Annotated in this window: 14 protein-coding genes and 1 pseudogene; 1 reads left to right on the top strand and 14 read right to left on the bottom strand. The window is 71.9% G+C overall.

All coding sequences use genetic code 11. From position 1 onward, the window contains the following. The 14 genes and pseudogenes from CQZ88_RS20135 to zwf all read right to left on the bottom strand — a co-directional run. Window positions 1-458, bottom strand: a pseudogene (locus CQZ88_RS20135) (hypothetical protein); the annotation flags it as partial. 8 nt (window positions 459-466) lie between these two features. Continuing rightward, window positions 467-1,357, bottom strand: a complete 891-nt coding sequence (locus tag CQZ88_RS20130) for a MoxR family ATPase (protein WP_006944116.1) — start codon at window positions 1,355-1,357, stop codon at window positions 467-469. A 9-nt stretch (window positions 1,358-1,366) separates the two neighbouring features. Then, window positions 1,367-2,137: an alpha/beta fold hydrolase gene (locus CQZ88_RS20125; protein ID WP_006944115.1), complete on the bottom strand. Its 771-nt coding sequence runs from the start codon at window positions 2,135-2,137 to the stop codon at window positions 1,367-1,369. Continuing rightward, on the bottom strand, window positions 2,134-3,234 hold the full coding sequence (locus CQZ88_RS20120; protein WP_373566453.1) for an isopenicillin N synthase family dioxygenase: 1,101 nt from the start codon (window positions 3,232-3,234) through the stop codon (window positions 2,134-2,136). The genes CQZ88_RS20125 and CQZ88_RS20120 overlap by 4 nt, the downstream gene beginning before the upstream one ends. Next, window positions 3,170-4,552 (bottom strand): uracil-xanthine permease family protein, encoded by a 1,383-nt coding sequence (locus tag CQZ88_RS20115; RefSeq protein ID WP_006944112.1) that lies wholly within the window; start codon window positions 4,550-4,552, stop codon window positions 3,170-3,172. The genes CQZ88_RS20120 and CQZ88_RS20115 overlap by 65 nt, the downstream gene beginning before the upstream one ends. Before the next feature lie 174 nt (window positions 4,553-4,726). Beyond that, window positions 4,727-5,695 carry an allantoicase gene (alc, locus tag CQZ88_RS20110; protein WP_102800203.1) on the bottom strand — a complete coding sequence of 323 codons (969 nt, stop codon included), beginning with the start codon at window positions 5,693-5,695 and terminating at the stop codon, window positions 4,727-4,729. Next, window positions 5,692-7,026 (bottom strand): allantoinase AllB, encoded by a 1,335-nt coding sequence (gene allB, locus CQZ88_RS20105; RefSeq protein ID WP_043799987.1) that lies wholly within the window; start codon window positions 7,024-7,026, stop codon window positions 5,692-5,694. Before allB ends, alc begins: the two co-directional genes overlap by 4 nt. Next, entirely contained in the window at window positions 7,014-8,294 is a 1,281-nt protein-coding gene (locus CQZ88_RS20100) for an aldolase (protein ID WP_102800202.1), read from the bottom strand. The genes allB and CQZ88_RS20100 overlap by 13 nt, the downstream gene beginning before the upstream one ends. A 196-nt stretch (window positions 8,295-8,490) precedes the next feature. Then, window positions 8,491-9,477: an ROK family glucokinase gene (locus CQZ88_RS20095; RefSeq protein WP_006944107.1), complete on the bottom strand. Its 987-nt coding sequence runs from the start codon at window positions 9,475-9,477 to the stop codon at window positions 8,491-8,493. 43 nt (window positions 9,478-9,520) lie between these two features. After that, window positions 9,521-10,963, bottom strand: coding sequence for a sugar porter family MFS transporter (locus CQZ88_RS20090; protein WP_006944106.1), 1,443 nt, complete (start codon window positions 10,961-10,963; stop codon window positions 9,521-9,523). Window positions 10,964-11,175: 212 nt separating this feature from the next. Further along, on the bottom strand, window positions 11,176-12,342 hold the full coding sequence (locus tag CQZ88_RS20085; RefSeq protein WP_006944105.1) for an ROK family transcriptional regulator: 1,167 nt from the start codon (window positions 12,340-12,342) through the stop codon (window positions 11,176-11,178). A 184-nt stretch (window positions 12,343-12,526) separates the two neighbouring features. Next, window positions 12,527-13,150, bottom strand: a complete 624-nt coding sequence (gene eda, locus CQZ88_RS20080) for a bifunctional 4-hydroxy-2-oxoglutarate aldolase/2-dehydro-3-deoxy-phosphogluconate aldolase (RefSeq protein WP_006944104.1) — start codon at window positions 13,148-13,150, stop codon at window positions 12,527-12,529. Between the two features lie 11 nt (window positions 13,151-13,161). Next, window positions 13,162-14,994 carry a phosphogluconate dehydratase gene (gene edd, locus CQZ88_RS20075; protein ID WP_029546631.1) on the bottom strand — a complete coding sequence of 611 codons (1,833 nt, stop codon included), beginning with the start codon at window positions 14,992-14,994 and terminating at the stop codon, window positions 13,162-13,164. Continuing rightward, window positions 14,991-16,454, bottom strand: coding sequence for a glucose-6-phosphate dehydrogenase (gene zwf / locus CQZ88_RS20070; protein ID WP_006944101.1), 1,464 nt, complete (start codon window positions 16,452-16,454; stop codon window positions 14,991-14,993). Before zwf ends, edd begins: the two co-directional genes overlap by 4 nt. 168 nt (window positions 16,455-16,622) lie before the next feature. On the opposite strand from zwf, the gene CQZ88_RS20065 reads away from it, so the two are divergent. Next, a complete protein-coding gene (locus CQZ88_RS20065) occupies window positions 16,623-17,807 on the top strand; it encodes an ROK family protein (protein ID WP_043799978.1) in 1,185 nt (394 codons plus the stop codon). Window positions 17,808-17,812 lie beyond the last annotated feature (5 nt).

The raw sequence follows: 17,812 nt of genomic DNA, 5'->3' as shown, positions 1-17,812 counted from the left end.
GGCGGTCGCGGATGCAGCGTGGCGATCAGCTCGGCGAGGTGCGCCCGCTCGGCGTCGGACAGTTCCGCGATGTCGCGACGGCGGAGTACGTCGGCGTCGTCCGCGGCGACCCGCAGTTCCGGACCCTCCCCGGCGGTCTCGTCACCCCCCGTGGATGTGAGTCCGGCGATGCGGGCCCGACGCGGGGTGCGGGTCTGCGGCGACGTCACGCCGGGTGCCGTTCCCCCGAACCAGCTTTCGAACGCGAGGTCGTAGCGGGGGATGTCGTCGGGGTCGTGGCACAGGGTGGCACGTCCGGTCCAGTACACCTGCCGGCGGTCGCCGAGGTCGATCTCGCGCAGGGCGCGCACGTAGGCCTCGGCGGCGTCCGAGGCGACGGGCAGGCCGGCCGCGGCGAGGGCGCGGGTGAACCCGGCGATCCCGACGAGGGGACCTCCGACGTCCGCGGCCGTCGTCATCGCGGGCCTCACCCCGTCAGGAGCCGGTCGAGCCCGGTGCGGACCACCCGGTCGAGGTCCTCCCGGTACTTGAGGACGGCGCCCAGCGTCGCGGCCGCGGTCGTCGCGTCGAGCACGTCGCGGTCGAGTTCGCGCAGCGCTCGTGCCCAGTCCAGCGACTCGGCGACGCCGGGCGGCTTGAGCAGATCCATCCCGCGCATGGTCTGCACCGCGTGGGCGACCTGCTCCGCGAGGTGTTCGGCGATGCCCGGGATGCGGCGGCGCAGGATCTCCACCTCCCGCGCGAGGTCGGGATGTTCGAGCCAGTGGTACAGGCAGCGGCGTTTGAGGGCGTCGTGCACCTCGCGGGTGCGGTTGGAGGTGAGCACCACCAGCGGCGGCGTCTGCGCCCGCACCTGCCCGAGCTCGGGGATGGTGACGGCGTTCTCGTCCAGCACCTGCAGCAGGAACGCCTCGAACTCGTCGTCGGCCCGGTCGATCTCGTCGACGAGCAGCACGCACGGCGCGTCGGTGAGCGCCTGCAGCAGGGGCCGCGCCAGCAGGAACCGCTCGGTGTACAGCGAGCGTTCCGCCTCCTCGGCCTCCAGGTGGCCGCCGCTCGCGGCCTCGAGGGTGCGCAGGTGCAGCAACTGCCGGGGGAAGTCCCAGTCGTAGAGGGCCTGGGACGCATCGATGCCCTCGTGGCACTGCAACCGGATCAGCGGCAGGGCCAGCGCGTCGGCGAGGGCAATGGCCAGCGATGTCTTGCCGGTGCCGGGTTCCCCCTCGCAGAACAGCGGGCGGCCCATGCGCAGCGCCAGGAAGGCGACCGTTGCGAGGCCGTCGTCGGCGAGATAGCCCGTCGTGTCCAGCGCCCGCGCCAGCTCCTCCGGTGAGCCGATCGCCGCCGATGCCGTCATGCTGCGAGCCTATGGCAGCGCCGCTGCCGTGGCGTCCTTTCGGAGCTCCGGAAGTCCGGAAAGGCACCATTGCCGAATGCCGTCCACCAGCTCGTCGCGGGCCGACAGCTGCGGCGCGTGATCGGTGTCCAGCGTGATCACCCGGGCCCCGGGCACGAGCCGCTGCATCTCGCGCTGGGCGACCAGCGGGACGGTGCGGTCGAGGGTGGCCTCGACGTACAGCCGGGGCACGGTCCCGAACCGCTCCGGTGTCCAGGCCGGCGCCATGAGGCGGGCCGTCTCGAGCTGCGGGACGAGCCGGCGCGCGGCGGCGACGGCGTCGGCCGGGGCGGCTTCGTGGAAGAACACCGCCGCCCCCGCTTCCGGGGGCACCACGGTGCCCCGTCCGTCGGCCGTGGGCCGCAGCCACCGCGAGATCCCGACCGGTGGTGCGAGACCGAGGGCGTCGCACAGCTGCCCGAACCCGGTGCCCGACGGCAGCATCATGCCCGCGACGTACACCACCCCGGCGATACGGTCGGGGAGCTGCTCCGCCACCTGGGTGACGACGATGCCGCCGCCCGAGTGCCCGACGAGGAACACCGGGCCGTCGAGCGTGGTGACGTGCGCGGCGACGTGGCCGGCGACGTCGTCGAGGGTGACGTCGGTCGCGCCCCACGTGCCGGCGCCCGGCAGATCCAGCGCGTGCGGAGTGAACCCCGCGGCGCGCAGCGGACCCAGCACGGTGTCCCACACCCAGGCCCCTGCCCAGGCCCCGTGCACCAGCACGACGTGTGTCACGGCAGGTCCCGCCCCGCGGCGGCGAGCACGCGGGCCGCCTCACGGACGGCGGCGGTGTTGGCCCGGCCCTGCCGCGACCCGGCCAGCTTGGCTCTGATGTGCTCGCGCACGGTGATGGGCTCGTAGCACTCGTCGCCGGCGAACTCGGGGAGCGTGGCGATCACCGCGTCGACGTTGCCGTCGTGGAAGAACGCGGCCGAGCGGCGGCGCACGATGGTGCCGTCGACGATCGGCGGCTTGACGCGGTGCAGTGTCGACATCCAGCGGTCGCCCGTCAGCCGCGCCGTCAGATCTCCGAGGTTGACGAGCAGGCCGCCCTCGATCGGGGCGACGTCGTGCCAGACGCCGTCACCGCCGAGCACCTGTAGTCCGGCGACGCGGTCGGCCCACAGCACGGTCACCAGACCGAAGTCGGTGTGCTCTCCCATGCCGGTGAGTTCGCCGTCGAGCCGGACGGTGCCTTCGGGCAGGGCGTAGTTGTTCATCCGCAGCACGTCGATGGAGTGGTCGGTGAGCGCGTCGAAGAAGTCCGGCTCCCGGCCCAGCGCGTCGGCGAAGATGCGGGTGAGGGTGCGGGCCACCCGCGCGGCGTGCGCCCGGTAATTCTGCACCGCCGCCCGGAATCCGGGCACGTCCGGCCACACGTTGAGACCGTAGTCCTCCTCCGGCAGCGACACTTCGGGGAACGAGCGTGCCTCGGTGCCGATGTTGAACGCCTCGAAGAAGTCGTTCATCCGCCCGGCGGATTCCACCCCGAGGCTCAGGCTCAGCGACTCGCTCTTCGGCGGACTGTAGCCGCGGTTGGCGCCGGCGACGCGGTAGCGGTTCTTCGTCTCGAGCGGGAGGGCGAAGAAATCGTCGAGGGCGGTGGTGAAGTCGTCGAGGATCGTCCCGGGGATGCCGTGACCGAGGATCTGCACGAATCCGACGCGGCTGCAGGCCTCGTCCATCTGTTCGGCGATCCGGAGTCGGTCGGAGTCCCCGCCGCCGGTCACATACGGACCGATGTCGATCGTCGGGACCTCGAAGGGCTCACGCGTGGGCAGGGACAACGGATTCTCCTGTGATCTGGTCGCTTTCGGTTCCGGGGGTGCCATCGGCGGATCGCCGGGCCGCGGCGCCGAGCCTGGTGTGGTTGAACAGCAGGTTGAGCGAGAACGCGGTGATCGCCGCGAGGGTGATGCCACTGCCGAGCAGAATCTGCGCGGCGGACGGGAACTTGTCGAACATGCCTTCCGCGAGTTCGGGGACGAGGCCGATGCCCACGGCGACCGCGGCGATGGTGGTGTTGATCCGGTCGGAGAGGTCCACCTTGCGCAGGGTGTTGATGCCGACGACGGCGACGGTGGCGAACAGGATCAGGCCCACCCCGCCGACGACGGGCTTGGGCAGTGCGGCGACGACCGAGCCGACCTTGGGCAGCGCACCCAGCACGACGAGGATGACGCCGCTGGTGGCGGTGACGTAGCGGCTGTAGACGCGGGTGGTGGCGACGGCACCGACATTCTGCGTGAACACCGTGTCGACGAACGCGTTGAAGATGCCGCCGAAGATGCCGGACAGGCCGTCGCCGGCGAGGCCGCGGGCGATGTCGGATTTGGTGACGGGCTTGCCGGTGATCTCGCTGACGGCGAGCATGCTCGCCGTCGACTCGGCGAACACGACGGCCATCACGATGCTCATGGCGACGACGGCGGTGATCGGGAATTCGGGCCCACCGAAGTGGAAGGGAGTGGGCACACCGAGCCACGCGGAACCGGAGACACCGCCGAGGTCGATCAGGCCCATCGGCAGCGCGGCGACGGTGCCCACGAGCAGGGCGATCAGCACACCGAGCTGCGTCCAGATCCCGCGGCCGAGGCAGATGAATCCGATGGCGACGGCCATGACCGCCACGGCGAGAGCGATGTTCGCGGGATCGGCGAACGTGGGCGCGGTGGGATCGGTGCCGACGATGAGCCCACCGGCGACACCGATGAGGGAGATGCCGACGACGGTGAGCACGGCGCCGGTCACGAGCGGTGGGAAGAACTTGATCACCTTCGCGAACGGCCACGCCAAGGCCAGACCGACGATGCCACCGACGAGCATCGACCCGTACACCGCCTGCAGGCCGTATTCCTCGGCGATGAGGATCATCGGGGTCAGCCCGGCGAAGGTGGCGCCGCAGACGATGGGCAGCCGGACGCCGGCGAGTTTGCCGACGCCGAGGCTCTGGATGATCGTGATCAGGCCGGCGATCAGCAGGTCGGCGTTGATGAGCATCGCGACGGTCTCGCGGTCGAGACCCACGGCGGCGCCGAAGACCAGTGGGACGGTGATGCATCCGGTGTACATGATCAGGACGTGCTGGATGCCGAACGCCAACTGCCGCCCGAAGGGCAGTCGGGTGTCGACGGGATGGGCTGTTGCCATGGAGGGCTCCGTCCGGGACACAAGGCTGTATACGGTGATGAATACAGTTCTAGCCCAGCGCCTTTACGGGCGACAGCCACCACGTTTCGCGCAGGTAATCAATTTCTCACCGCCGGCGGCTGACGCCGCCGGTGTGCCCTTTGGGCTGTTGCCGCCACCCAAAGGACGCACCGCCTACGTCAGCCGCCCGTGCACGCGCAGCCGGGCGATGCCCCCGTCGGGGTAGACGTCGAGCCGCACGTGCCGCAACGGCACGGCCGCGTCGACGCGGAACCGGTGCCGGCAGTCGGGCAGCAGTGCCGTCCGCGGCACGAGCTCGACCCACGCGGATTCGTCGGAGAGCGCTGCGCCGTCCGGGATTCCGATCAGTCGTGCCCACCCGGGGGCGTTGCCGACGAAGTACGAGGTGTCGATTTCGACGTGGTCGACGTGGCCCTCCCCGGCCAGGCGCACCACCACATGGTCGTTGCCGCCGTCGCGGCGGCGGGCGTTCTCCCAGCCCTCGCCCATGTGCCGCGCCCGGCCGGGGGCGATGATGTTGCGCGGGGACGAGTAGAAGCGGTTCGAGCAGTCCACCACGTCGGCCCCGTGCTCGAGCGCGGCGAGGTCGATCGTCCCGGTGAGGAACGCCGGGTCGGGCCGGGGCTCGCCGTGCACCCGCAGCCGGGCCACCCCACCGTCGGGAAAGATGTTGAGCCGCAGGTGTGTCCATCGGAATTCGCTGTCGACCGCGAAGGTGTTGGCGGTGTCCCCGGCGAGGGCCACCTTGTCGAGGATCGGCTGCCACGGCGCCGCGAGCAGCTGGTCCGGTGTCGGATACCCCTCCGTCTCGACGGCGTCCACCGAGGCGAACGGCGGGTAGTTGCCGGTGAACCATGCGGTGTCGATCACCACGCCGCGCACGACTCCGGGCACCCCGAGCCGGACGATCGCGAAGTCGTGGCCGGGTTCGCGGCGCCGACGGGTCTCCCAGCCGTCGTACACCTTGCCCTTGTGCCCGAAGTCCCCGGTGTCGAAGGCCGGGGGTTCCGGGGTGACGAGATTCTCCCGCTGGGCGAACAGTTCGTCGTTGGCGTACACCACGGAGCCGGCGAGGGTCCGGGACGCGAGGTCGGGCAGCTGCAGGAAGGCGGGGTCGGTCACGGGTTCGTCCTCTCACGGTCGAGCAGGCGCCCGCGCGGCGTCCGGCCCACGGGGCGGCCGCCGAGCCACGTCCCGCGGACCACCCCGGCAAGCGCGGTCTCGGCATAGGGGGTGACGGCGTTGCGGTGGTGCAGGCGTTCGGGGAAGACGACGAACGCGTCGTCGGGGGCGAGGACGCAGAAGTCCGCGACGTTGCCGATCGCGATCTCGCCCCGGTCGGTCATGCCCACCAGGTCGCGGGGGCCTCGGGCCATCCATCGGGTCACCTCCGTCAGGGTGTGGCCGCGGCGCCTGGCCTGGGACCACACGATCGGCAGGCCGAGCTGCAGCGACGAGATGCCGCCCCACGCCTCGGCGAAGTCTCCGGTCGCGAACTTCTTCAGTTCCGGCACGCACGGCGAGTGGTCCGAGACCACCGCGTCGATCGTGCCCTCGGCGAGGCCGCGCCACAGGTCTTCCCGGTTGCTCGCCTCGCGGATCGGCGGGCAGCATTTGAAATGGGTCGCACCGTCCAGGATCTCCTCGCTGAACAGCGACAGGTAGTGGGGGCACGTCTCGACGGTGACGGGCACGCCGTCGGCCTTGGCCTGCGCGATCAGCGGCAGGCTCCCGGCGTCGGACAGGTGCAGAATGTGGGTGCGGCAACCCGTTTCCCGGGCGCCCTCGAGCACCTGGGCGACGGCCCGCGACTCCGCGGCCGGCGGACGCGACCGCAGGAAGCCGGCGTACCGGCGGCCCGCGGCCGGCGGCTGGGCGTCGAGGGTGGGCCCGTCCTCGGCGTGGACGATGAGCAGGCCCCCGAAGCCCGCGATCGTGCGCATCGCGGCGAGCATCTGTTCCCGGTCGAGCGGCGGATACTCGTCCAGCCCGGAATGGGCGAGGAAGCACTTGAAGCCGTACACGCCCGCGTCCCAGAGCGGTTCGAGGTCGGCGAGGTTGCCCGGCACGGCGCCGCCCCAGAATCCGACGTCGACCGAGATCTGTTCGGCGGCAACCTTCTTCTTGACCTCCAGCGCAGCGACGTCGACGGTGGCCGGCACGGAGTTGAGCGGCATGTCCACGACGGTGGTGACGCCGCCCGCGGCGGCCGCGCGGGTCGCGGTCGCGAATCCCTCCCACTCGGTGCGGCCGGGGTCGTTGATGTGCACGTGCGTGTCGACCAGACCGGGCAGAAGAGCCTCGTCGTCGGCGAGGACAACCTCCTCGGCGCCCGCGGGGGCAGGGGCGTCGTAGGCCCCGATCGCGGCGATGCGCCCGTCCCGGAGCACGACCGAGCAGGGGTGTTCGCGGTCGCCGACGACGGCGCGTCGCGTGCGGATCACGGTGGGCATCCGGTGGGTCCTTCCTGTCGGCCCGCGAGCCGCGCCAGCCGGTCCGGCGTGGTCTCCGCGCGGTCGCGGACCTCGGTCTCGGTGAGGGCTCCGCAGGCGAGGCCGCGGAGCAGGAATGTGGCCAGGGCTCGGGCCGTCGCGGGTTCGTCGAGATAGCCGGAGTCACGCCCCGGCGACAGGTAGGCGGCGACGCGGGCCGCCGCGGTGGGGAACGAACGGCGGTAGAACGCGAACGTCGCGGCATAGCGGGTGGGCAGTTGCGCGGGGTGCAGGTCCCAGCCCTGGTAGAACCCGCGGCGCAGCGACCGCTCCACCAGCCGGGCGTGCAGGCCCCACGCGGCCCGGATCTGTTCGCGGGTGCCGACGGGGAGGCGGTTGGTGGATCCGTCGGACAGGGGTACGCCGGTGCCGGCGGCGGCCACCTGCATGGTGGCCTTGGCGTGGTCGGCGACGGGGTGGTCCATGGCCTGGTATTCGGCGGCGATGCCGCACGCGGCGGAGTAGTCGTAGGTGCCGTAGTGCAGTCCCGCGCAACGGCCCGCGGCGGCGTGCAGCATCCGCGCCACCTGCGCGGTGCCGTCGGGACCGCAGATCGCCTGCGGGGTCTCGATCTGGATCTCGAACCGCAGGGGAACGGTGAGCCCGTGCGCATGCTCGAGGTGCTCGCACACGGTGACCATCGCGGAGACCTGCTCGGGTGCAGTCACCTTCGGCAGGGTCATGACGAAACCGTCCGGAGCGGAGGTCTTCTCGACGAGAGCACCGACGAAGGCGTCGAGCGTGCGGATCCCGCGACGGCGGGTGGCGGGCTCGAGACACTTGAAGCGCAGCCCCACGAACGGGGTGGCGGAGGGATTGCCGGTGAGAACGGTGGCGGCCCGGGCGACGTGGGCGTCCTCGTCGGCGTCGCGGTGCGGGCCGGGCACGTCCGTCTGGGGAAAACCGTCCTCGAAGTCGATGCGCAGATCTTCGATCGGCTCGGTGTCGAGCTTGGCCCGCACGAGCGGTAGGACCTGTTCGGCGAGCTCCGGTTCGATCCCCGTCACGCCGGCCAGGTCGCCGGGGCCGGAGCAGTTCTCGTCGAGCACCCGGCGGGCGTGTGCCCCCCACTCGGCGACGGTCGTCGCGTCGTACCGGTGGGCCGGCACGTACACGGTGTGCACGGGTTGCCGCGCCGGTGTCGTCCCGGGATAGGCGGTGGCGTACGCGGCGTCGACGGGCCCGAGCGTCGCGTCGAGCGAGGCGTGGAGCCGTTCGAGTCCGTCCACCGCTGCACACTCCCGTCGTCTGTATCCACGGCTGTATACGCGTGGCTCCGCCGACGGTAGTGGCGTCGTGTCAAGCGAACGGTTAACCGCGGTAACGACGGTGTTACGCGGTGGACCGCGTGCGGCGAGCGAATGTATCGCTCACCTCCTCAGTCCGAGTCGGTGATACATTCGCTCGCCCCACCCGGGCGGGTGCTCAGCCGGCGGCCGAGAGATCGAGGCGCGTGGCCGACAGATCCGTGCGGCGCCGGGCCAGGTCCGCGGCGCCGACGATCCCGGCGTCGGGGCCGAGCTCGGCCAGGCGCACCGGGGCGGCCGGGCGGTGCCCGCGTCCGGTCAGCCGCTGGGCGAACGTGGCGACGGCGGGCCCGCGCAGCAGTTCCCCGGCCTCGCACACACCGCCGCCGAGGACGAACACCTCCGGGTCGAGGAACGCGGCGAGGTCCGCCATGCCGTGACCGAGCCACGTGCCGATCGTGCGGAAGCACTCGAGCGCGGCGGCGTCGCCCTCGCGGGCGGCGGTGGTGACGTGGTGCCCGGTGATCTGCTCGGCGCGCCCGCCGGCCAGCTCGAGCAGCCGGCCGGCGAGCGCGGGCGAGACGCTCGCGATCTCCTGCGCCTCCCGCACCAGGGCCCGCCCGCTGGCGTAACGCTCCCAGCAGCCGTGGTTCCCGCACCCGCAGCGACGGCCGTGCGGCTCGACGTTGAGATGGCCGAGTTCCGCGGCCAGCCCCGAGGCTCCGCGGTGCAGGGCGCCGTCGATGATCAGACCACCGCCGATGCCGGTGCCGACGGTGAGCACGATCGCGGTGCGGGCACCCCGGCCGGCGCCGAAGCGTGCCTCGCCCCAGGCGGCGGCGTTGGCGTCGTTCTCGACGACGGTCGGCAGCCCGCACGCGGCCTCGACGGCCTCGCCGAGCGGTTCGCCGCGCCACGCGAGGTTGGGGGCGAACAGCACGGTACGGCGATCGGACGCGACGAATCCGGCGGCGCCGATGCCCACCGCGCACACGTCGTGCGCGGCGCGGAGTTCGCGGACCACGTCGGCGACGACGTCCTCGGTGCGGGCGGGGTCGTCCGACGGGGTGGCGCGGCGGAGCCGGGCGTGCAGGGTGCCGTGTTCGTCGACCACGCCGGCGGCGACCTTGGTGCCGCCCACGTCGATTCCGATGGTCAGTGCCATGTCTGTTCTCTCCCTGACTGTTCTGTTACCGGGGTGCCCGGGTTCAGGCGGCGTCCATGTCCTCGAGTTCGCGGCCCTTGGTCTCCTTGACCCAGCGCAGGACGAACAGCAGCGACAGCACCGCGCACACGGCGTAGAAGCCGTACGACAGCCCCAGCGACAGTTCCTTCATGGCGGGGAAGCTCACGGTGATGACCCAGTTGGCCGCCCACTGCGCGCCGGCGGCGAGCGACAGTGCCGCCGCGCGGATCCGGTTGGGGAAGGCCTCGCCGAGCAGGACCCACACGACCGGTCCCCACGACATGCCGAACGCGACGACGAACAGGTTCGCGGCGATCAGCGCGATCGGTCCCTGCAGTCCGGTCAGGTGCGGGGTGGTCACACCGTCGACGACGGTGGTGGAGGCGGTGGCGAAGACGACGGCCATCGTGGTGAGGGTGACGGCCATGCCGGCCGAGCCGATGATCAGCAGGGGCCGGCGTCCGATGCGGTCGACGAACGCGATGGCCACGAGGGTGGTGGCGATGTTGACCACGGACGTGACGACGGTGATGACGAGGGAGCTGTTCTCGTCGAATCCCACTGCCTGCCAGAGGATGCTGGAGTAGTAGAAGATCACGTTGATGCCGACGAACTGCTGGAACACCGACAGCCCGATGCCGATCCACACGATGGGCAGCAGGCCCAGCGCGGGTCCTCTCAGGTCGCGCAGCGACGGGGTGCGCTCGTGGCCGAGGGTGGCGCGGATCGATTCGATGCGCAGGTCGATGCCCTGCTCGCCGAGCAGCGTGCCGAGGATGCCGCGGGCCTCCCCGATGCGGCCCTTCGCGACGAGATAGCGCGGGGACTCCGGGATGGTGAGCGTCAGGAATCCGTACACGAGGGCGGGAACGGTCATGGACAGGAACATCCAGCGCCACGCCTCGAGCCCGAACCACAGTTCCTCGCGGGAGCCACCCGCGAGGGCGGCGAGGGCGTAGTCGACGAGCAGGGCGGCGAAGATGCCGACGACGATCGCGAGCTGCTGCAGCGATCCCAGGCGACCGCGTACCCGGGCGGGGGAGATCTCGGCGATGTAGGCGGGGGCGATGACGGAGGCGAGTCCGACGCCGACACCGCCGACGATGCGGAACAGGACGAGAGTTTCGACGTTGAAGGCGAATCCGGTGCCCAGCGCGCTGACCAGGAACATCGCGGCGGCGACCTGCATGGTGGTGAGCCGGCCGTAGCGGTCCGCGATGCGGCCGGCGAGGACGGCGCCGCCGGCCGCGCCGAGCAGGGCCGAGGCGACCGCGAAGCCGAGGACGGCGGACGAGACGGCGAACCGGGATTCGATGGCCGACACGGCACCGTTGATGACGGCGCTGTCGAAGCCGAACAACAGGCCGCCGAGCGCGGCGATGGCGGCGATGCGGACCGGCACCGGGGCGCCGGCGGTGTCCGGTCCGGTGTCGGGGACGGTCGGGAGCGCGACGTGGTTGCTCATGGGACTCCTCGTGGGCGGCGGGACCCGGCCGCGGCGGTCCCGTTCCGGGAGGCGAGTGGCGGCGGTCACGCGAACTGTGTGCTGGACCACAGTAGGACGAAGCGGCATCAGTCGTCAAGAAATGAATGAAAAAACGTCTTGAGGCGCTGAATATGTTCGAATTTGAACCTAGTTCTGGACGTGAAGCGGCGTCGAAGCCTCGAAGATGATCTTCAGCGGGGGCTGGCCGCCCGCAGTCCGAGGGCGACCGCCCCGAGTACCTGGGCCCGGGCGCCGAGCGCCGCCGTCCGTACCTGCACGGTGCGCGCGGCGCTGGGCACCGCGTACCGCTCGATCGCGCGACGCAGGGGCTCGAGCAGCAGCTCTCCCGCCAGGGCGAGTTCGCCGCCGATCAGGAGGAGCTGCGGATTGAGCAGGTTGCACAGGCTCGCCGCCGCGACCCCGACGTGGCGGCCGGTGTCCGCGAGCACCCGGGCACACCCGGCGTCGCCGGCCTCGGCGAGTGCCACCACGTCCGCGATCGTCAGGCCGGGCCCCCGGCTCGGCTCGAGCAGCCCGATCACCACGTGCGAGGCCACCATCGTCTCGAGGCAGCCGCGGTTGCCGCACCGGCACACCTGGCCGAACTCGTCGAGGGAGGTGTGGCCGATCTCGCCGGCCGTGCCGGCGCGGCCCCGGTACAGCCGCCCGTCCAGCACCAGTCCGGCGCCGACGCCGTCGGACAGCTTGATGTAGGCCAGGTCGTCCACGCCGCACCCGGCACCCCAGATGTGCTCGGCCAGCGCACCGAGATTGGCGTCGTTGTCGACGTGGACGGGAAGCGCGAGCCGCTCGGCGGCCAGTGCGGCCGGGTCGACGCCCACCCAGCCCGGCAGGATCGACGGCCCGCCGATCCGGTGCGTGGCGGACTCGACCGGCGCGGGCAGGCCCATGCCGACGGCCGCGACGGCGTCGCGTCCGCACCCGAGTTCGACGAGGGCGTCGTCGAGAAGCGCACCGGCCCTTGTTATCCCGTCCTCGGCGCGATGTCCGGTCGCCAGCTCGACCCGCTTCTCGGCGAGGATCTCGTGCGACAGGTCGGCGACGGCGACGGTGAGATGCCGGTGCCCGAAATCGATTCCGACGGCCAGGCCCGCCGACCGGGTGAGCTTCACGGCCCGCCCCCGCTGGCCCGGGCGCTCGGCCGCGGCCACCTCCACCAGGCCGCTGGTGGTCAGTTCCCGCACCAGATTCGACACCGTGGCCGGGGCCAGACCGGTGCGCCGGGCGATCTCCGCCTGGGTGAGTTCGCCACCGGACTGCAGAACCCGAACCACCCGTTGCTGATTGGCCGACCGCAGCGACGACTGCGAGCCGGGGTGGTCGGTGTCCTCACGCATCCGCCCAGGGTACCGTCCCCCGGCGCTCCGCTGGCTCCGGCCGGCGCGGAAGATCTGCGACCGGCCTGGTCGGATGCGCGCGTCACGCGCGCTGGTCGCGGCTGACGGCGAAACGCGCGGATCCAGCAACGTCGAGGGCTCGCCCCCGTCGCGTCCGAGTAGGACGGGGGCGAGCCCGGTCGGCCTACGCCTCGGCCAGGCGTAGTTTCGTGGTCACCTGCGCGAGGCGGGTGATCCGGGCCCAGTCCCGGGTCTGCACCGCATCGGCGGGGGTGAGCCACGAGCCCCCCACGCAGCCGACGTTGGGCAGCGCGAGGTAGTCGGGGGCGGTTGCGACCGAGATCCCGCCGGTGGGGCAGAACCGGGCCGCGGGCACGGGGGAGTGGACGGCCGCGAGGAACCGGGTGCCCCCCGCGGCCTCCGCGGGAAAGAACTTCATCTCGCGGTAGCCGCGTTCGAGGAGCAGCAGCACCTCCGAGACGGTCGCGGCACCCGGCAGGTGGGGCAGTCCCGTGTCGGTCATGGCCTTCAGCAGCGACTCCGTCGCGCCCGGCGACACCAGGAAGCGCGCGCCGGCCGCCGCGGCCTGCGCGGCCTGGCCGGGTTCGACGATCGTGCCGGCACCGACGGTGATCTCGGGAACCTCGGCGGCGATCCGCTCGATCGCCTCGAGGGCGCACGGGGTGCGCAGAGTCAGCTCGATCATCGGCACACCGCCGTCGACGAGGGCCCGGGCGATCGGGACCGCGTCCGCGGCATCGTCTATCACGACGACGGGAACGACGGGGGTCACGTCCAGCAGGCTCATCGGGGTCTCCTTCACGCGGGGTTGGGTTGGAAGACGCTGGCGCCGAGGGTGGCCGGGCCCACGGCGGCCCGCAGGCCCGCGAACAGTTCCCGGCCCGTGCCCGTCCAGGCGTCGTCGGTGGGGGCGTGGCCGGTCGCCACGCGGTCGGCGAGTGTGGCGTCGGACAGGTGCACGCACAGCGAGCCGGCGACGGCGTCGACGGTGATCAGGTCGCCGTCGCGGACGCGCGCGAGCGGGCCGCCGGCCGCGGCCTCGGGCGTGACGTGGATGGCGGCGGGAACCTTGCCGGACGCGCCCGACATCCGGCCGTCGGTCACCAGCGCGACCCGGCGCCCGCGGTCCTGCAGCACCCCCAGCGCGGGGGTGAGCTTGTGCAGCTCCGGCATTCCGTTCGCGCGCGGGCCCTGGTAACGCAGCACCGCCACGACGTCGCGGTCGAGTTCGCCCGCCTCGAAGGCCGTGAGGAAGTCGGCCTGGTCGTCGAACACCCGGGCCGGCGCGGTGACGATGTGGTGCTCCGGGGCGACCGCGGACACCTTGAGCACGGCCTCGCCGAGGTTGCCGTCGAGCACCTTGAGCCCGCCGTCCACGGCGAACGGGTCCACGACGCCGCGCAGCACGGTGCGGTCCAGGCTCTCGGACGGCCCGGCCTCCCACTGCAGCGTCCCGTCGCGCAGCCGCGGCTCCTGCGTGTACCGGTGCAGACCGGGGCCGGCGACGGTGGTGACGTCGTCGTGCAGCAGGCCCGCCGAGAGCAGTTCCGAGACGACGACACCGAGCCCGCCGGCGGCGTGGAAGTGGTTCACGTCGGCCGCGCCGTTGGGGTAGATCCGGGCGAGCAGCGGCACGACGGCCGACAGGTCCGCCAGGTCGCGCCACGTGAGCGTGATGCCCGCGGCCCGCGCGATCGCCACCAGGTGCATCGTGTGATTGGTGGAGCCGCCGGTGGCGAGCAGTGCGACGCAGCCGTTGACGACGGCCCGCTCGTCGACGACCTCCCCGACCGGGGTGAAGGCGGAGCCGAGCGCGGTGAGGCCGGTGACGCGGCGCGCGGCCTCGTCGGTGAGCGCGTCCCGCAGCTCGGTGCCCGGGTTGACGAAGCTCGCGCCGGGCAGGTGCAGGCCCATCACCTCCATCAGCAGCTGATTGGAGTTCGCGGTGCCGAAGAACGTGCACGTGCCGGCGCCGTGATAGGACGCGGCCTCGGCCTCGAGCAGGTCTTCGCGTCGGGCGCGGCCCTCCGCGTAGAGCTGCCGCACCCGGGCCTTCTCGCCGTTGGGCAGCCCCGACGTCATCGGCCCGGCCGGGACGAACACCGTCGGCAGGTGCCCGAAGCCCAGGGCGCCGATCAGCATGCCGGGGACGATCTTGTCGCAGACCCCGAGCATGAGCGCGCCGTCGAACATGTCGTGCGACAACGCGATAGCGGTGGACATCGCGATGACGTCGCGGCTGAACAGCGACAGCTGCATGCCGTCGCGGCCCTGGGTGATGCCGTCGCACATGGCCGGGACGCCGCCGGCGAACTGTGCGATGCCGCCTGCCTCGAGGACCGCGGCCTTCAGCCGCGCCGGGTACTCCTCGAAGGGCCGGTGCGCCGAGAGCATGTCGTTGTAGGACGAGACGATCGCGATGTTCGGCTTCACCAGCCCGCGCAGCGCGGACTTGTCGGCGGGCTCGGCCGCGGCGAATCCGTGGGCCAGGTTGGCGCACGCGAGGCGCCCGCGGGCAGGCCCCTTGTCGGCGGCGGCGCGCAGCCGCTCGAGGTAGGCGGCACGCTCGGCCCGGCTGCGCCGGACGATGCGGTCGGTGACCCGGGCGAGAACGGGATGGACGTGGCTCATGAGGAAGGTCCTTCGTACCAGGCGCGGCCGTCGCGCTCGATGAGGGTGATCGCGTCGGTGGGGCCGGACGTACCCGCCGGGTAGCGGCGCGGCACCCGGCCGGTGCGGTCCCAGGTCTGCAGGATCGGCTCGACCCATGCCCACGCGGTCTCGACCTCGTCGCGGCGCATGAACAGGGTCGGGTCACCCCGCACCACGTCCATCAGCAGCCGCTCGTACGCGTCGGGGGACGGACGGTCGAACGCGTCCACGTAGTTCAGATCCAGCGACACCGGACGCAGGCGGATCCCGCCGGGCCCGGGTTCCTTGGCGGTCATGTGCAGGCAGATGCCCTCGTCGGGCTGCAGCCGGATCACCAGGCGATTGGGTTCGGTGGCGCCCTCGGCCCGGGGGAACATCGGGTGCGGAACGTCCTTGAACTGCACCACGATCTCGGAACTGCGCTTCTCGAGACGCTTGCCGGTGCGCAGGTAGAACGGCACGCCGGCCCAGCGCCAGTTGCGCACCTCCGCGCGCACCGCGACGAAGGTCTCGGTGCGGCTGTCCGGGTTCTCCACCTCGTCGCGATACCCGGGCACGGCACCGCCGTCGACCAATCCGGGTCCGTATTGCCCGGTGACGGTGAATCTTTCGACGTCGTCGGGCGTCATCGGCCGCAGTGCCTGCAGCACCTTGAGTTTCTCGTCGCGCACGGTCTCGCGGTCGACGACCGTCGGCGGTTCCATCGCCACCAGGCACAGCACCTGCAGCAGGTGGTTCTGCAGCATGTCGCGCAGCGCCCCGGAGGTGTCGTAGTAGCCGCCGCGGGTGCCCACGCCGAGGGATTCGGAGACGGTGATCTGCACGTGGTCGATCCACGTCGAGTTCCACAGCGGCTCGAGCAGGGTGTTGGCGAACCGGGTGACCAGCAGGTTCTGGACACTCTCCTTGCCGAGGTAGTGGTCGATGCGGAAGATCTGCGACTCGTCGAACACCTCGCCGACCGCGTCGTTGATCGCGCGGGCGGACGCGAGGTCGCGGCCGATGGGCTTCTCGAGCACCACCCGCGACGTCGGCTCGACGAGTCCGTGCCGGGCGAGGTGATGGGAGATCGGCCCGAACAGCGAAGGGGCGCAAGCGAGGTAGAACACGCGCACGGAGTCCGGGGCCAGGACGTCGCGCAGGGCGGACCAGTCGTCTCCGCCTGCGAAGTCGACGCTCACGTAGTCGAGGCGGTCCAGGAACCGCGTGAGGGTGCCGGCATCCAGCAGGTGGGCGGGTACGAAGCGTGCGAGCTCGCCGCGGACCTTGTCGCGGTAGCCGTCGGTGTCGAGGCCGGCGCGCGCGGCGCCGACGATCCGGCTGCCGGGCGGCAACTGGCCGTCGTGATCGCGCAGGTAGAGGGCGGGCAGGAGCTTACGGACGGCGAGGTCGCCGGTGCCGCCGAAGACGACGACGGTACAGGGAGAGGCGGGTGACATGGCTTGTCCTCCCGAATGAGGGGGTGAGGGCTGTCACTGGCAACCGTAGAACATCTTCCGCACTGAAACAACAAACTTACGCATTTCTAAGAACAAAGTCCGGTTCGACGCAGCACGCCGCGGCTGCACGAGGCGCTCTCGGGTGCGGTTCCTTGGTTCAATGGCGGTATGAGCCGATCCTCCAGCGCGCCCGCCACAGCGGGCGAGGTCTTCGCCCTCGTCCGCGCCGGCGCCGCGACCACCCGAAGCGAGATCGGGCACCACACCGGGCTCTCCCGCACCGCCGTCGCCGCCCGGGTCGCGGCACTCCAGGACCTCGGCCTCGTCGTCGAAACGGAGGAGGGGCCCTCCACCGGTGGGCGGCCACCGCTCACCCTCACCTTCGGGGCCGGCGCGGGCATCGTGCTCGTCGGCGCGATCGGCCGCAGCCGCACCCAGCTCGCCGTCTGCGATCTCGCCGGGGAACTGCTCCGGACCGAGGACCTCGAGCAGGAGATCGGGGCGAGCCCGGGCGAGCTGATGCCGAAGATCGCCGCGCACCTCGCCGACCTGCGCGACGCGCTCGGTCCCGGCGCGCCCCGCACCGTCGGCATCGGGGTGAGCCTGCCGGGCACGGTGGACACGGTCCGCGGCTGCAGCCTCGACTCGCCGATGATGGCCGGCTGGGACGGTGTCGAGCTGCAGCCCTTCCTCGCCGGCCTCGGTGCGGCGCCGGTGTTCGTCGACAACGACGCGAACGTCATGGTGCTCGCCGAAAGGCTCGGCGAACGACGGAAATTCGATGACATGCTCCTCATCAAGGCGTCCACGGGCCTCGGTGCGGGCATCGTGTCGGGCGGTGTGCTGCAGCGCGGCGCGGTGGGCGCGGCCGGCGAGATCGGGCACACCAAGACCGCCGCCGCGCAGGGCGTCCTGTGCCGCTGCGGCGACGTCGGCTGCGTCGAGGCGATCGCCGGGGGCTGGGCCCTGGTCCGCGACCTGCAGGAGCAGGGCCGGGACGTGACCCACATCCGCGACGTCGTAGCCCTCGCCGTCGGCGGGGATGCGGAGGCGCGCCGCATGATCCGGGACAGCGGCCGGCGGATCGGTGAGGTGATCGCCGGTGCCGTCAACCTCCTCGACCCGGCGGTGCTCGTCGTGGGTGGCGACATGGCCGAGGCCTACGACGTGTTCGTCGCCGGACTGCGCGAAACCCTCTATCGCGACGCGGTGTCCGTGGCCACCCGCGCCCTGCAGATCCTGCCCTGGTCGCACGGCGATCGCTCCGGGATGATCGGCTGCGCCTCCATGGCTCTCGACCAGGTGCTCAGCGTGCGCGCCGTGGACCGGATGGTGGCCGAGCGGGGCCGCTGATCCGG

Source organism: Rhodococcus sp. ENV425 (assembly GCF_002887785.1).
In the GTDB taxonomy this organism is placed as follows: domain Bacteria; phylum Actinomycetota; class Actinomycetes; order Mycobacteriales; family Mycobacteriaceae; genus Rhodococcus; species Rhodococcus aetherivorans.
This window is presented reverse-complemented; position numbering and strand designations above follow the sequence as displayed.